This window comes from Caballeronia sp. LZ034LL, from assembly GCF_031451215.1.
Taxonomy (GTDB): domain Bacteria; phylum Pseudomonadota; class Gammaproteobacteria; order Burkholderiales; family Burkholderiaceae; genus Caballeronia.
In genome coordinates this window covers 2,952,339-2,968,229 of record NZ_JARUXR010000001.1, presented here as the reverse complement: position 1 = coordinate 2,968,229, position 15,891 = coordinate 2,952,339, and the positions used below count along the sequence as shown (strand labels likewise).

Sequence of the window (15,891 nt, the reverse complement as noted above, 5' to 3'; positions counted from 1 at the left end):
AACTCGGGCCGACAAGGAGTAAGCAATGGCTGGAATGAAGGAAATTCGCGGCAAGATCAAGAGCGTGCAGAACACGCGCAAGATCACCAAAGCGATGGAAATGGTCGCCGCATCGAAGATGCGCCGCGCCCAGGAGCGCATGCGTTCCGCCCGTCCGTATGCCGACAAGGTCCGCGCAATCGCCTCGCACATGAGCCGAGCCAACCCCGAGTATCGCCACCCGTTCATGGTGGAGAACAAGGGCGCGAAGACCGCCGGCCTGATCCTCGTCACCACCGACAAGGGTCTGTGCGGCGGCATGAATACGAACGTGCTGCGTGCGTCGCTGAACAAGATCAAGGAACTCGATCAGAGCGGTGTGAAGATCGAAGCGTCGGCGATCGGCGGCAAGGGTCTGGGCTTCCTGAACCGGCTGAAGGCGCAGGTCGTGTCGCAAGTCACGCAACTGGGCGACACGCCGCATCTGGAAAAGCTGATCGGCGCGATCAAGGTGCAGCTCGACTTGTATTCGGAAGGCAAGATCAACGCGGTGTACCTGGCGTACACGCGCTTCGTCAACACGATGAAGCAGGAAGCGGTGATCGAGCAGCTGCTGCCGTTGTCGGTGGATGACCTCCACGCGAAGGATGAAGACGGCGAAACGCCGAAGACTTCGTGGGACTACATCTACGAACCGGACGCGCAGACCGTGGTGGACGAGCTGCTCGTGCGCTACGTCGAGGCGCTGGTTTATCAGGCTGTCGCGGAAAACATGGCGTCGGAGCAATCCGCGCGCATGGTCGCGATGAAGGCCGCGTCCGACAACGCGAAGACCGTGATCAACGAACTGCAGCTCGTCTACAACAAGAGCCGCCAGGCCGCGATTACGAAAGAATTGTCGGAAATCGTCGGCGGCGCCGCAGCGGTCTGACGGCCGCGTGAAAGAACACAGTATCTAAAGGAAATGCGATGAGTACCACTGCTTTGGTAGAAGGCAAGATCGTACAGTGCATCGGCGCCGTTATCGACGTGGAGTTTCCGCGTGATCAAATGCCGAAGATCTACGACGCGCTCATTCTGGAAGGCACCGAACTGACGCTCGAAGTCCAGCAACAGCTGGGCGACGGCGTGGTTCGCACCATCTGTCTGGGTGCCTCCGACGGTCTGCGTCGCGGCACGATGGTCAAGAACACGGGCAACCCGATCAGCGTGCCGGTCGGCAAGCCGACGCTGGGCCGCATCATGGACGTGCTCGGCCGTCCGATCGACGAAGCCGGTCCGATCACCGCGGAAACCACGCGTTCGATCCACCAGAAGGCTCCGGCGTTCGACGAACTGTCGCCGTCCACGGAACTGCTCGAAACCGGCATCAAGGTTATCGACCTGATCTGCCCGTTCGCGAAGGGCGGCAAGGTGGGTCTGTTCGGCGGTGCAGGCGTGGGCAAGACCGTGAACATGATGGAACTCATCAACAACATCGCGAAGGAACACGGCGGTTATTCCGTGTTCGCCGGTGTGGGTGAGCGTACCCGTGAAGGGAACGACTTCTATCACGAAATGAAGGACTCGAACGTTCTCGACAAGGTCGCGCTGGTGTACGGCCAGATGAACGAGCCGCCGGGCAACCGTCTGCGCGTCGCGCTGACCGGTCTGACGATGGCCGAGCACTTCCGTGACGAAGGTCTCGACGTGCTGTTCTTCGTCGACAACATCTACCGTTTCACGCTGGCAGGCACGGAAGTGTCGGCACTGCTCGGCCGTATGCCGTCGGCAGTGGGCTATCAGCCGACGCTGGCCGAAGAAATGGGCAAGCTGCAAGAGCGTATTACGTCGACCAAGACCGGTTCGATTACGTCGGTTCAGGCCGTGTACGTCCCTGCGGATGACTTGACCGACCCGTCGCCGGCTACGACCTTCGGCCACCTGGACGCAACCGTCGTGTTGTCGCGTGACATCGCTTCGCTGGGTATCTACCCGGCCGTGGACCCGCTCGATTCGACCTCGCGTCAGATCGACCCGAACGTGATCGGCGAAGAGCACTACACGATCACGCGCGGCGTGCAGCAGACGCTGCAGCGCTACAAGGAACTGCGCGACATCATCGCGATTCTGGGCATGGACGAACTGTCGCCGGAAGACAAGCTGTCGGTCGCGCGCGCGCGCAAGATCCAGCGTTTCCTGTCGCAGCCGTTCCACGTTGCTGAAGTGTTCACGGGCTCGCCGGGCAAGTACGTGCCGCTGAAGGAAACCATCCGCGGCTTCAAGATGATCGTGGAAGGCGAATGCGATCACCTGCCGGAGCAGGCGTTCTACATGGTCGGCACGATCGACGAAGCCTTCGAAAAGGCCAAGAAGATCCAGTAAAGGTCGGGTTATTTCAGGCGGACGCCACTGCCTTGCAGCGGCGTCCACGAAATACACAGACCGACAGGAGTCGACACATATGGCAACCATCAAGGTAGACGTCGTCAGCGCGGAAGAGCAAATCTTCTCGGGCCAGGCGAAGTTCGTCGCGCTGCCGGGCGAAGCAGGTGAACTCGGCATTCTGCCGGGCCACACGCCGCTCATCACGCGCATTCGTCCGGGCGCGGTGCGCATCGAGGCGGAAGACGGTTCGGAAGAGTTCGTGTTCGTTGCAGGCGGGATTCTCGAAATCCAGCCGGGCATCGTGACCGTGCTCGCCGATACCGCCATTCGCGGCGCCGATCTCGACGAAGCGAAGGCAGAGCAGGCGAAGAAGCGTGCCGAAGAGGCGATGCAGGACAACAAGTCCGAACTCGAATACGCCACGGCGCAAGCCGAACTGGCCTACGCGACGGCGCAGCTCGCAGCGATTCAGCGTCTGCGCAAGGTTCACGCAAAGCACTGACACGCAGCACGCTTGCACGCGTGTTCAGCGTTGAGAAAGCAGCCTTCGGGCTGCTTTTTTTATGCTCGATTCAGCCTGTGCATTGGGCCTTTTCTGCATATCGGATGTGCAGCCTCTGACGCGTCGCTCCGTAGACCTTTGATTCATCGACGTTCTCGTTCAAGGCGCGCGGCAGGTTCGCGCCGCATTGCGGGGAAACACTCAATGCCCGCCGGCAAGATCGCCATGCACAATGGCTTTCATCGGCCCTTACAGCGGCCAGCTACACCACGCCCGGCACAGGGCGGCGAAATCCAGGCGGAGAGTGATCGATGGCGATTGAACAGACGCAGGCGGGTGCACAGGTCGAACCGCGCGACGGCGTGTCCTACGTGCGCGGTGCAACCGATATCCCCTTGAGCGAAGCAACCGTATCGCGCTTCCTTCTCGACACCGTGCGCCGTTTTCCGGATCGCCCCGCGGTGGTGTTTCGCGAGCAGGGCATCCGCTGGACGTGGCGTCAGTTCGCCGACGAGGTCGACGCACTGGCAAGCGGCCTGCTGGCGCTGGGCATCGAAGCGGGCGATCGCGTGGGAATCTGGTCGCCGAACCGGGCCGAATGGCTGCTGACGCAGTTCGCCACGGCCCGCATGGGCGCCGTGCTGGTGAACATCAATCCGGCGTATCGGCTGGCCGAGCTCGAATATGCGCTGAACAAGGTCAGCTGCAAGGCCATCATCGCCGCCGAGCAGTTCAAGACGTCGAAGTACCTGGAGATGCTCGAATCTCTTGCACCTGAACTTGCCCACGCCGAGCCCAACGCGCTGCGCGCCCAAAAGCTGCCCGAGTTGCGTGCGGTCATTCGCATGGGCGAGGCGAGCAGTCCCGGCATGCTCAACTTCGCCGACGTGATGCGCCAGGGCCGCGAACAACGCGACGGTGCACAGCTGGACGCACTGGAAGCGGCGTTCAATTCGGACGAACCGATCAATATCCAGTTCACGAGCGGCACGACCGGCAACCCGAAGGGGGCGACGCTCACGCATCGCAACATCGTCAACAACGCGCGCTACATCGCCATGGCGATGCGTCTCACCGAGCAGGACTCACTGTGCATTCCCGTGCCGCTGTACCACTGCTTCGGCATGGTGCTGGCGGTGCTCGCGTGCGTATCGACCGGTTGCGCGATGGTGTTCCCCGGCGAGGCCTTCGACCCCGGCGCGACGCTCGCCGCGGTCCACGAAGAGCAATGCACGGCGCTGCACGGCGTGCCGACCATGTTCATCGCTGAACTGGATCACCCGGATTTCAGCACATTCGATCTGAGCCGCCTGCGCACCGGAATCATGGCCGGCTCGCCGTGCCCGATCGAGACCATGAAGCGGGTCGTGTCGAAGATGCATTTGAGCGAGATCACGATCGCTTACGGCATGACGGAGACAAGCCCGGTGTCGTTCCAGAGCTCGACCACCGATCCGCTCGACAAGCGCACGACGACCGTCGGACGGGTCCAGCCGCATCTCGAAGTGAAGATCGTCGATCCGCTGGGCGAGATCGTGCCGGTCGGCGAGACGGGTGAACTCTGCACGCGCGGCTACTCGGTCATGAAAGGTTACTGGGGCGACGAGGCGAAGACGCGCGAAACCGTGGTCGACGGCTGGATGCACACCGGCGACCTCGCCACGCTCGACGCCGAGGGCTATTGCAACATCGTCGGCCGGCTGAAGGACATGTTGATCCGCGGCGGCGAGAACATCTATCCGCGCGAGATCGAGGAATTCCTGTTCCGCCATCCGAAGGTGCAGTCGGTCCAGGTGTTCGGCGTCCCCGATCCGAAGTATGGCGAGGAAGTGTGCGCGTGGATCGTCATACGCCCGGGCGAGCAATTGAGCGAGGAGGAGGTGCGGGAGTTTTGCGCGGGCCAGATCGCGCATTTCAAGGTGCCGCGTTACATTCGTTTCGTCGATGACCTGCCGATGACGGTAACCGGCAAGGTGCAGAAGTTCGTCATGCGCGCCCGCATGGTCGATGAACTGAAGCTTTCGGAGAGCCGGACCGCCTGACGACGCGCATCATTCCGCCGAAACGAAGAAGGGAGCGCAGTGCGCTCCCTTCTGTCATGGGACGAAACGTTGGCGTTGTGGAAGCTCTCGAAGCTCCCGAACGGCGCAAACGTTTAATCAGGCAAAAAAAAAGCGGGCCTGGAGCCCGCTAAAAACCACACGCTACGGGGTTAGCGCGAGGAGACCAAAGGTGAGATGTTTCGAGCACAAGACTCGAAGAACGATCCCAGCAAAGATGCCCCAAAAGTGAGCTTCGGCGCTTGCCGACCACCGGAAACGCGCAGCTTTTAACTCGCACGCCCCAATACATCCGTGTTGAAACCGTTTGAACAGATTGTGGGCGAATTGAATCCGCGTCGCCGTAACAAAGTGTTTCAGGTTGTAACCCCCGTCCCGTAAGGCTTTCAGGAAATTTTCTCGCGCAAACTGTGGGTTTCGCGTGGATATATTGCCTGAACTTCGAAACGCTCACTTCATCGAATTGTTCGAACGAAAAAATGCCGACTTAAGGGCTAGTGCGATTATTCTAATCCTCCGAGAAAATAGAACGCGCGGACGCATGTAAACGGAGCGCAAACCGTATGCCGGCGTCCTTTCCAAAAAACTCGCTATGGAGACAAGCATGACCATCGATGCAGCCCTGCTCCGTTACTACCAGGACGTCGCCCAGGCTTTTCCGCTTCCCGCACTGGACGACGACGCGCGAGCAGTGCGAGACCGGTTCAGCCAAATCGCGCGCGCCTATGCCGGTCCGGACGATGCCGCTGTCACGACGGAGGGCATCGAGATCCCGCTCGAAGGCCGCACCATCAATGCGCGCATTTACAAACCCGCCGGCATCACCGGCCCCTTGCCGCTGCTCGTGTATTTCCACGGCGGCGGCTGGGTGGTCGGCGATCTGGAGACGCACCACGGCCTCGTCGCCCGGCTTGCGCGGGATGCCCAATGCGCCGTGGCGAGCGTCGACTACCGGCTGGCGCCCGAGTTTCCCTTCCCTGCGCCGTGTGCCGACGCACTCGACGCGCTGATCTGGCTCGCCGAGCACCGATCGCGGCTCGGCTTCGCAACTGACCGCCTGGCCGTGGGCGGCGACAGCGCCGGCGCCCATCTGGCGGTGGTCGCGGCGCGCGGCGCGAACCACCAGGTGGCCGGCATCGTCGACTTGCAGCTGCTGCTCTATCCGGTCATGCGACAGCAGTTCGACAGCTCGAGCTGCGTGGCCAACGCGAACGGTCCAGGCCTCACCAACGAAGAGATGAAGTGGTACTGGGCCCGGTTCTTCGCGGCCGGCACGCCGGATTCCGACGACGCACGCGCCTTCCCGCTCGCCGAACCGTACGAGCGCGCGCCGGCTCCCGCGCTGATTGTCGCCGCGGCCTACGACCCGCTCTACGACGACGCCTACGCCCTCAAAAGCTTTCTGGAAGCCAATGGCGGCCGCGCCGAAATGATCGACGCTCACGACATGACGCACGGCTTCGCCCGCCTGCACGCGCATTCCGAGGCGGCGCTCGCCTGGCTGCGCAAGATCGGCGTGCGCACCGGCGAGCTGCTGCGGGCGGGGCGCTGAGCCCTTACTTCAGCCACTTGTCATACACCGCCTGATACTCGCCCGACGCGCGGGCGAGATGCAGCCACTGGTCGACGTACTGCTGGAACACCACGTCGCCGCGCGGCAGCAGATACGCCTTCTCGCCGAACTGGAACGGCTTGTCCGGATGCACCGAGCACAAGCCGGGGTTGAGCTTCTGCTGGAGCAGCGTCTCCGAGGCGTCCGTGACCATGACGTCCGCCTTGCCGTCGAGGATCTGCTTGAAGATGGTCACGTTGTCCGGATATTCGATCAACTGCGAGTGCGGGAAATACTGCTTGGCAAAGCGTTCGTTCGTGCCGCCCGGATTGACAATGGTGCGCACGCCTGGCTGGTCGATCTGCGCGACCGTCTGGTACTTGTCCACATCGTCGCAGCGGACGATGGGCGTCTTGCCGTCTTCCATGTAAGGCGCGGTGAAGAACGCGCGCTTCTGCCGTTCGAGCGTGGTAGAGACGCCGCCCACGGCGATGTCGCACTGCGCGATGAAGTCGTTCATCAGGTTCGACCACGACGTCTTCACGTATTCCACTTTCGCGCCGAGCGACTTCGCGAGGCTCTCCGCCAGGTCGATGTCGATGCCTTCAAACTGCCCGTCCGGCCGCAGGAACGAATACGGCTTGTAGTCCCCGGTGGTGCAGACGCGCAGCGTATGGCGCGCAAGAATACTGTCGAGGCGTGAGGCCGGCGCGCTGGCGACGGGCGCGGACGCCGGCGCGGGCGGTGCGCCCGAGACGGCGCCCGCCTGAACGGTCTGGGCATGCGCGGCGCCCACGAATGCGGACGACAGCACGACGCTGCAAAAGGCGGCGGCAAGACGGACAGACGTGCGTTTCATCGATTCTCCCGGTTGTCTTTGGTTCTGGTGAGTTGTGATGGGTGAGACCGTCCAGCGATCATAGCGAGCCTTTCGACGGCCCGACAGTCGGCCAAACGGCATAGGCCGGCGCCGTGTGCGACTCTCCGAATCGTCCGGATCCGTCAACGGCAACGCTCGGGCGGTCCGGTAGAATGAACGATTCTTCGCCTTCAGCACTGAGCACCGAGCGACGTGGCACACACACTCCTGAACGACACCTTCCTGCGCGCGCTGTTGCGCCAGCCCACCGACTACACGCCGATCTGGCTGATGCGTCAGGCAGGCCGCTACCTGCCCGAGTACAACGCCACGCGGACGCGCGCCGGCAGCTTCCTGGGGCTCGCGAAGAACCCGGATTACGCAACCGAAGTCACGCTCCAGCCGCTCGAACGCTTTCCGCTGGACGCCGCCATCCTGTTTTCCGACATCCTGACCGTGCCGGACGCCATGGGCCTCGGGCTGAACTTCGTGCAGGGCGAGGGTCCGCGCTTCGAGCGGACCGTGCGCACGGAAGACGACGTGAAGCGCCTCGCGGTGCCGGACATCGACAGCACCTTGCGCTACGTCACCGACGCCGTCAGCCAGATCCGGCGCGCGCTCACTGATTCGCAAGGCCGCCAGAAAGTGCCGCTGATCGGTTTTTCGGGCAGTCCGTGGACCCTAGCCTGCTACATGGTGGAAGGCGGCGGTTCGGACGACCACCGTACGGTCAAGTCGCTGGCGTATGCCAGGCCGGACCTGATGCACCGCATCCTCGACATCAACGCGCAGGCGGTGGTCGCATACCTGAATGCGCAGATCGAAGCGGGCGCGCAAGCCGTGATGATCTTCGACACCTGGGGCGGAGCGCTCGCGGACGGCGCCTATCAGCGCTTCTCGCTCGATTACATCGCGAAGATCGTCGCGGGGCTGAAGCGCGAGCACGATGGCGCGCGGGTCCCGGTCATCACCTTCACGAAGGGCGGTGGCCTGTGGCTGGAGGAGATCGCGGCAACCGGCGTCGATGCCGTCGGACTCGACTGGACCGTGAACCTCGGCCGTGCGCGGGAGAAGGTGGGGGCGCGCGTCGCGCTGCAGGGAAACATCGATCCGAACGTGCTGTTTGCGCCGCCCGCCGCGATCCGCATGGAAGCACGCGCCGTGCTCGACAGTTTCGGCAACCATCCGGGCCACGTTTTCAATCTGGGCCATGGCATTTCGCAATTCACGCCGCCGGAACACGTTTCGGAGCTGGTTGACGAAGTGCATCGGCATAGCCGCGCCATTCGGGCTGGACAAGGCTCGCGCTAGTTTGCAGTCACGCAGCCGCCCCGTCCGAAAGCCCAAGTTACGAACGCATGTTGCGCTGCAATGTCACGTTCGCACCTGGAATCGTCAGCGGGTGTAGCTTTTTGTCGCAATCGCCCGTCTCAGGCGGGGTCCGGCGATGTCAAGACTGAACTTATACACATTTCGTTCGCTGCGGCGCGCCATCAGACCTATGGTCTGAAAGAGCTGATGCGGCATCTCTATATGTGCTTTAAGTCCATGAAATATAAGGGTTTCAAGCTGCTTTGCCCGAAATGTGGGCTAGCGCACATAAGGGTTTCGTGACGGGCTTTGCGGCATGCCCGCCGGCACTTCTCAACAAAGTTATCCACAAGGCTGTGGAAAGCATCGGAAATCCAAAACTAATCTGCGGTTTACCAACGATTCTGATGTTTTACTTTAACTTCAGCCGGGCGATCCATGCTCCAGTTCCACGCCTGTCTGGCCGGAGCTGTGGATAATGGCCGACCTCTTTGTGCGCGTCGCCGTGGATCAGCCCCTGCCGGTGCTGTTCGACTATCGCTACGCGCTGGCTGAGGCTCCGGCCGAAGGATCGCTGGTGCTCGTGCCGTTCGGCCGGCGCGAAGTGGTGGGACTGATTTGCAAGATCGCGTCCACGACCGATGTTCCCGCCGGCAAGCTGCGCAGCGTCAGCGCGATCTGTGACGCCTGCCCGCCGCTGTCGGAGTCGTGGATCGCGCTGACGGAGTTTGCCGCGGACTACTATCAGCGCGGTCTCGGAGAAGTCGCGCTGCCGGCGTTGCCACAGGCACTGCGCGATGCGTCGCGGTGGAATCGCCTGTTCGCCGTCGAAGCGCGTTACCGCTTGCTGGCCGAGGGCCGCGACGCCTTGCCCGATGCCTTGCCCGCCCGCGCCAGCGCGCTGCGTCGTCTGGCGCAGACGCTCGCAGAACAGCCTGTTCTCGGCCTCGGCGATGCCCGCGCCCTGCACCCCAAGGCAGGCGCGACACTGGAAGAATGGCTGGCACGCGGCTGGATCGAGCTAGTGAATGACCGCGCCCCGGCGTCGCCGACTCAAGCCACGCCGACCGGCAACGCCCCCATTCCGGTGCTGACCGACGAACAACGCACAGCCGTCGACGCCATTTCCGCCGCACGAGGTTTCGCCCCGTTCCTGCTGCACGGCGTAACGGGAAGCGGCAAGACCGAGGTGTATCTGCAGGCGCTGGCGCAGTTGTTCGCCGCGTGCCCCGACGCGCAGGCGCTCGTCCTGGTGCCCGAAATCAACCTGACGCCGCAGTTCGAGGCCGCGTTCCGCACGCGTTTCGCGGGCTTGGCGGACGGGGCAATCGTCACGATGCACAGCGGTCTCGCCGAAGGCGAGCGTGCCCGCAACTGGCTGGCCGCGCACAGGGGGCACGCGCGCATCGTGCTGGGCACGCGTCTCGCCATCCTGGCATCGATGCCGAATCTGGCGATGATCGTCGTCGACGAAGAGCACGACCCCGCCTACAAGCAGCAGGAAGGCTTGCGCTATTCGGCGCGCGATCTCGCCATCTATCGCGCCAAGCAACTCGACATCGCCGTCGTGCTGGGCTCCGCGACGCCGTCGCTCGAAACCTGGTGGCAGACGGAGCAGGGCCGCTACACGCGCCTCACGCTGACACGGCGGGCCGTCGCCGAGGCCGCGCTGCCGGGCGTCAGGCTCATCGATCTGGAAGAGGAGCGGCGCCGCGGCCGCGCGTCGGTCGACGGACTGTCGGGGCCGTTGATCGCCGCGTTGAAGACGCGTGTCGGGCGCGGCGAGCAGAGTCTCGTGTTCCTGAACCGGCGTGGCTATGCGCCGATCCTGTCATGCGACGCCTGCGGCTGGGTCGCCGGCTGCCCGCGCTGCAGCGCCTATGCCGTGCTCCACAAGCCGGAGCGGGCGCTGCGCTGTCACCACTGCGGCTGGGAGTCGCGCATTCCGAAGTCGTGTCCGGATTGCGGCAACATCGACATCGCGCCGATGGGCCGCGGCACGCAGCGCGTCGAGGAGACGCTCGCGAGCGTGGTGCCGGGCGCGCGCGTGCTGCGCATCGATGCCGACAGCACGCGCCGCAAGGGCAGCGCACAGGCGCTGTTCTCCGATGTCCATGCCGGGGAAGTCGACATTCTGGTCGGCACGCAGATGATCGCGAAGGGGCACGACTTCCGTCGCGTGACGCTCGTCGGCGTGCTCAATGCCGACCTGGCGCTGTTCTCACACGACTTCCGCGCCAGCGAACGCCTCTTTGCCCAGCTTACGCAGGTGAGCGGCCGGGCCGGACGCGCCGGTCTGCCCGGCGAAGTGATGATCCAGACGCGCTATGCGCGGCATGCGCTCTATCAGGCGTTGACGCGCCAAGACTATGCGGGATTCGCCAACTCGACGCTGGCCGAACGGCGCGACGCGCACCTTCCGCCATTCGTCTATCAGGCGATGCTGCGTGCCGAGGGACGCACGCTCGACGCGGCGCTGGCTTTTCTGGAGCAGGCAGCCGCCGGCTTCGCGCCGCTGCCGGGCGCCGAGCGCGTGACCGTGTACGACGCCGTGCCGCTGACCATCGTGAAAGTGTTCAACGTGCATCGCGCGCAATTGCTGCTGGAAAGCAATTCACGCGCGGCGCTGCAATCCGCGCTGCACGCATGGCAGCCGGTGCTGCGTTCGTTGAAGGGTGTGTTGCGCTGGAATGTGGAAGTCGATCCACAGGACGTCTGATGCTGACGTGAGAGCGGCGGGCAACGTCATGCCGCTTCGAAAACTCAGGACTTTGCGCGGGAAACGTCGTTGCGGGCGGGTCGGCCTTCTTCTTGAGCGTCTTCCGACCGGAATACCTGTGGCGATGCGCCCCGCACGAACAGCACGACACAGACTGCGAACATCGCCCAAACGCTGGCTACCACCATCCAAGTGCTCATGCTCGTAACTCTCCCCGAGGTCGCGGATCATTGACCGCGTATGCCGCGCCGTGGGCGGCGCATTGTGTCTATATCGGCGCTGCCGGACCCATTGCTTAGGGTTTGTCCCAAAATTTATTTGCTTCAGGGAAAGTACCGAGCCAAAACAGTTGCCATCAGTCTGAGGTCATTCCCCGCAACCCCTTGACCCACAAGGGTTATCCAAAGGGTGCAACCCATTTCTGAAATGGTTGCACCTTTTATATCAGCGGAGTACGATTCGCCCACTTTTTAGTCTTTCGCCGGGCCCCACCACCGGCAAACGAAGGAATCATGGCGAGCACAACCTTAGGCGTCAAAGTCGATGATCTGCTGCGTTCCCGGCTGAAGGATGCCGCGACGCGTCTCGAGCGCACCCCTCACTGGCTGATCAAGCAGGCGATCTTCGCCTACCTCGAGCGCATCGAGCACGGCCAGTTGCCGCCCGAGCTGTCGGGCGCGAACGGCGGCTCGGAACTGGCTGACGCCGCGCCCGTCGACAGCGACGAAGACGGCGCGCCGCATCCCTTCCTCGACTTTGCCCAGAACGTGCAGCCGCAATCGGTGCTGCGCGCGGCGATCACCGCCGCGTATCGCCGGCCCGAGCCGGAATGCGTGCCGTTCCTGATCGGCCAGGCGCGCCTGCCCGCGAACGTCTCCGCCGATACCGAAAAACTCGCGACCAAACTCGTCGAAGCCTTGCGCGCGAAGAGTTCGGGCGGCGGCGTCGAAGGCCTGATCCACGAGTTTTCGTTGTCGAGCCAGGAAGGCGTGGCGCTGATGTGCCTCGCGGAAGCGCTGCTGCGCATTCCCGACCGCGCCACGCGCGACGCGCTGATCCGCGACAAGATCAGCAAGGGCGACTGGAAATCGCACATGGGCCAGGCGCCGTCGCTGTTCGTGAACGCCGCCACGTGGGGCCTCATGATCACCGGCAAGCTGGTGACGACCAACAGCGAAGCGGGCCTGTCGTCCGCGTTGACGCGCCTGATCGGACGGGGCGGCGAGCCGCTGATCCGCAAGGGCGTCGACATGGCGATGCGCCTGATGGGCGAGCAGTTCGTCACCGGCGAGACCATTTCCGAGGCGCTGGCGAACAGCCGCAAGTTCGAGGCGCGCGGCTTCCGCTACTCGTACGACATGCTCGGCGAAGCCGCGACGACCGAGGAAGACGCGCTGCGCTACTACGCGTCCTACGAGCAGGCCATTCATGCGATCGGCAAGGCGGCCGGCGGGCGCGGCATCTACGAAGGCCCGGGCATCTCGATCAAGCTCTCCGCGCTGCATCCGCGCTACTCGCGCGCCCAGCAGGAACGCACGATGAACGAGTTGCTGCCGCGCGTGCGTTCGCTGGCGCAACTCGCGCGCCGCTATGACATCGGCCTGAACATCGACGCGGAAGAAGCCGACCGCCTCGAACTCTCGCTGGATCTGCTCGAAGCGCTCTGTTTCGATCCGGAACTCGCCGGCTGGAACGGCATCGGCTTCGTGGTGCAGGGTTATCAGAAGCGCTGCCCGTTCGTGATCGACTATCTGGTCGATCTCGCCCGCCGCAGCCGCCATCGCCTGATGATCCGCCTCGTGAAGGGCGCCTACTGGGACACGGAAATCAAGCGCGCCCAGGTGGACGGCCTCGAAGGCTATCCGGTCTACACGCGCTAGATCTACACGGACATCTCGTATCTCGCGTGCGCGAAGAAGCTGCTGGCCGCGCCCGACGCGGTCTATCCGCAGTTCGCGACGCACAACGCATTCACGCTGTCGGCGATCTATCACCTCGCGGGCCAGAACTACTATCCCGGCCAGTACGAATTCCAGTGCCTGCACGGCATGGGCGAGCCGCTCTATGAGGAAGTCACCGGCCGCGACAAGCTCAACCGTCCGTGCCGCGTGTATGCGCCGGTCGGCACCCATGAAACGCTGCTCGCGTATCTCGTGCGCCGTCTGCTCGAAAACGGCGCGAACACGTCGTTCGTGAACCGCATCGCCGACGAATCGATTCCGGTGAAGGACCTCGTCCAGGATCCGATCGACGAAGCGCAGAAGCTAGTGCCGCTCGGCGCGCCGCACGCGAAGATTCCGCTGCCGCGCCATCTCTACGGCGACGAGCGGCCCAATTCGATGGGCCTCGATCTGTCGAACGAGCATCGCCTGGCGTCGCTGTCGTCGGCGCTGCTGGCGAGCGCCAATCATCCGTGGCGCGCGCAGCCGATGCTCGAAGGCGCGTCGGCCGACGATGCCGCGAGCAACGGCGTCGCCCGCGACGTGCGCAATCCGTCGGATCTGCGCGATCTCGTCGGCACGGTGGTCGAGGCAACGCCTGAACAGGTGAGCGCGGCTATCGCCAATGCCGTCGCCGCCGCGCCGATCTGGCAGGCGACGCCGGTCGAAGACCGCGCGGACTGCCTGACCCGCGCCGCCGATCTGCTCGAAGCGCAGATGCACACGCTGATGGGCCTCATCATCCGCGAGGCGGGCAAGTCGCTGCCGAATGCGATTGCCGAGATTCGCGAAGCCGTCGATTTCCTGCGCTACTACGCCGCGCAGATCCGCGGCGAGTTCTCGAACGATACGCACCGTCCGCTGGGTCCGGTCGTGTGTATCAGCCCGTGGAACTTCCCGCTCGCGATCTTCATGGGCCAGGTCGCCGCCGCGCTCGCAGCCGGCAATCCGGTGCTCGCGAAGCCGGCGGAACAGACGCCGCTGATCGCCGCGCAAGCCGTGCGCATCCTGCGCGAGGCCGGCGTGCCGGCGGGCGCGGTGCAACTGCTGCCGGGCAATGGCGAAACGGTGGGCGCGGCGCTGGTCGCCGATCCGCGCACCCGCGCCGTGATGTTCACCGGCTCGACCGAGGTCGCGCGCCTCATCAACAAGAAACTCTCCGAGCGCCTCGATCCGGACGGCCGCCCGATTCCGCTGATCGCCGAGACCGGCGGCCAGAACGCGATGATCGTCGATTCGTCCGCGCTCGCGGAGCAGGTGGTGGCCGACGTGCTGCAATCGTCGTTCGACTCGGCCGGCCAGCGCTGTTCGGCACTGCGCGTGCTGTGCCTGCAGGACGACGTCGCCGACCGCACGCTCGAGATGCTCACCGGCGCAATGAATCAACTGGCGGTGGGCAATCCGGACCGGCTCTCGGCGGACGTGGGCCCGGTCATCGATACGGACGCGAAGCGCGGCATCGATGCGCACGTCGACGCGATGCGCGAGAAAGGCCGCAACGTCGTGCAGCTGCCGATGCCGGACCACTGCGCGCAAGGCACCTTCGTGCCGCCGACGCTGATCGAACTGGAGAACATCGACGAACTGAAGCGCGAAGTGTTCGGCCCGGTGCTCCATGTGGTTCGCTACCGCCGATCGAACCTTGATAAACTCCTCGACCAAATTCGCGCGACCGGCTATGGCCTGACGCTCGGCATCCATACGCGCATCGACGAAACCATCGCGCATGTCATTTCGCGGGCGCACGTGGGCAACATCTACGTGAACCGCAATGTGATCGGCGCCGTGGTCGGCGTGCAGCCGTTCGGCGGCGAAGGTCTGTCGGGAACGGGTCCGAAGGCGGGTGGCGCGCTGTATCTGCAACGCCTCCTGGCCAAGCGCCCGAGCGGTTTGCCGAAGTCGCTGGAAACCGCGCTGACCGTCGATCCGGCCGCGACGAAGGACACGCCGGCCGCGGCGCTCACCGCGTTGCGCGACTGGGCGATCGGCGAGCGCGATCCGCACACGGCCGCGCGTTGCGACGGCTATCTGCAGCATGTGATGGCGGGCGCGACGGCGGTGCTGACCGGCCCGACGGGCGAACGCAACACCTATACGCTCGGCGCGCGCGGCACGGTGCTGTGCGTGGCGGCGACGCAAAGCGGCGCGCGCGCGCAGTTCGCGGCAGTGCTCGCGACGGGCAACCGCGCGTTGTTCAGTGGATCGGCGGGTGAGCAACTGGCGGCGTCGCTGCCGGCGGCGCTCAAGCCGTATGCACAGGTTCGCCGAGCGGCGGAAGATTTCGACGCCGTGCTGTTCGAAGGCGACAGCGATGAACTGCTGTCGCTGGTGAAGGAAGTCGCGAAGCGTCCGGGACCGATCGTATCGGTGCAGGGCGTGGCTGCGGGAGCGTTCGCCGACGCAGGCCACGACGGCGAAGACTATGCGCTCGAACGTCTGCTGACGGAACGCTCGGTGAGCGTGAACACGGCGGCGGCAGGCGGCAATGCCAATTTGATGACGATCGGCTGAGTTACCCCTCGGACGGTCGGATCAGGAACATTCAAACAAGCGGCAGCAGGCACGGCGATCCCGGCACGCGCTGCCATCCACACTGGAACCA

Annotated in this window: 8 protein-coding genes and 1 pseudogene; 8 read left to right on the top strand and 1 reads right to left on the bottom strand. The window is 64.2% G+C overall.

Annotated elements, in window-relative coordinates; all coding sequences use genetic code 11:
- Positions 1-25: 25 nt before the first annotated feature.
- The 5 genes from atpG (at position 26) to QCE83_RS13640 (ending at position 6,460) form a co-directional block, all read left to right on the top strand.
- Positions 26-910, top strand: a complete 885-nt coding sequence (gene atpG, locus QCE83_RS13660) for a F0F1 ATP synthase subunit gamma (protein ID WP_309810887.1) — start codon at positions 26-28, stop codon at positions 908-910.
- Positions 911-948: 38 nt separating this feature from the next.
- Positions 949-2,343 (top strand): F0F1 ATP synthase subunit beta, encoded by a 1,395-nt coding sequence (gene atpD, locus QCE83_RS13655; protein WP_309810883.1) that lies wholly within the window; start codon positions 949-951, stop codon positions 2,341-2,343.
- A 79-nt stretch (positions 2,344-2,422) separates the two neighbouring features.
- On the top strand, positions 2,423-2,848 hold the full coding sequence (locus tag QCE83_RS13650; protein ID WP_309810880.1) for a F0F1 ATP synthase subunit epsilon: 426 nt from the start codon (positions 2,423-2,425) through the stop codon (positions 2,846-2,848).
- Positions 2,849-3,159: 311 nt separating this feature from the next.
- Positions 3,160-4,890: an AMP-binding protein gene (locus QCE83_RS13645; RefSeq protein WP_309810878.1), complete on the top strand. Its 1,731-nt coding sequence runs from the start codon at positions 3,160-3,162 to the stop codon at positions 4,888-4,890.
- 622 nt (positions 4,891-5,512) lie between these two features.
- The gene (locus QCE83_RS13640; protein WP_309810875.1) at positions 5,513-6,460 is read left to right on the top strand and encodes an alpha/beta hydrolase; all 948 of its coding nucleotides are present in this window, start codon (positions 5,513-5,515) and stop codon (positions 6,458-6,460) included.
- A gap of 4 nt (positions 6,461-6,464) precedes the next feature.
- Here the strand turns inward: QCE83_RS13640 and QCE83_RS13635 are convergent, their stop codons facing one another.
- Entirely contained in the window at positions 6,465-7,319 is an 855-nt protein-coding gene (locus QCE83_RS13635) for a transporter substrate-binding domain-containing protein (protein WP_309810871.1), read from the bottom strand.
- Between the two features lie 213 nt (positions 7,320-7,532).
- Here QCE83_RS13635 and hemE point away from each other — a divergent pair, with 213 nt between their 5' ends.
- The 3 genes and pseudogenes from hemE to putA all read left to right on the top strand — a co-directional run bounded on the left by hemE (position 7,533) and on the right by putA (position 15,800).
- The gene (gene hemE / locus QCE83_RS13630) at positions 7,533-8,630 is read left to right on the top strand and encodes a uroporphyrinogen decarboxylase (RefSeq protein ID WP_309810867.1); all 1,098 of its coding nucleotides are present in this window, start codon (positions 7,533-7,535) and stop codon (positions 8,628-8,630) included.
- 478 nt (positions 8,631-9,108) lie between these two features.
- On the top strand, positions 9,109-11,349 hold the full coding sequence (locus QCE83_RS13625) for a primosomal protein N' (RefSeq protein ID WP_309810862.1): 2,241 nt from the start codon (positions 9,109-9,111) through the stop codon (positions 11,347-11,349).
- Between the two features lie 512 nt (positions 11,350-11,861).
- Positions 11,862-15,800, top strand: a pseudogene (gene putA, locus QCE83_RS13620) (trifunctional transcriptional regulator/proline dehydrogenase/L-glutamate gamma-semialdehyde dehydrogenase).
- Positions 15,801-15,891 lie beyond the last annotated feature (91 nt).

Bases quoted from the DNA above. Each gene is read 5' to 3' on its own strand.
- QCE83_RS13650 (WP_309810880.1), top strand. From the start codon at position 2,423: ATGGCAACCATCAAGGTAGACGTCGTCAGCGCGGAAGAGCAAATCTTC.
- QCE83_RS13625 (WP_309810862.1), top strand. From the start codon at position 9,109: ATGGCCGACCTCTTTGTGCGCGTCGCCGTGGATCAGCCCCTGCCGGTG.
- QCE83_RS13635 (WP_309810871.1), bottom strand. From the start codon at position 7,319: ATGAAACGCACGTCTGTCCGTCTTGCCGCCGCCTTTTGCAGCGTCGTG.
- QCE83_RS13645 (WP_309810878.1), top strand. From the start codon at position 3,160: ATGGCGATTGAACAGACGCAGGCGGGTGCACAGGTCGAACCGCGCGAC.
- QCE83_RS13640 (WP_309810875.1), top strand. From the start codon at position 5,513: ATGACCATCGATGCAGCCCTGCTCCGTTACTACCAGGACGTCGCCCAG.
- atpG (WP_309810887.1), top strand. From the start codon at position 26: ATGGCTGGAATGAAGGAAATTCGCGGCAAGATCAAGAGCGTGCAGAAC.
- atpD (WP_309810883.1), top strand. From the start codon at position 949: ATGAGTACCACTGCTTTGGTAGAAGGCAAGATCGTACAGTGCATCGGC.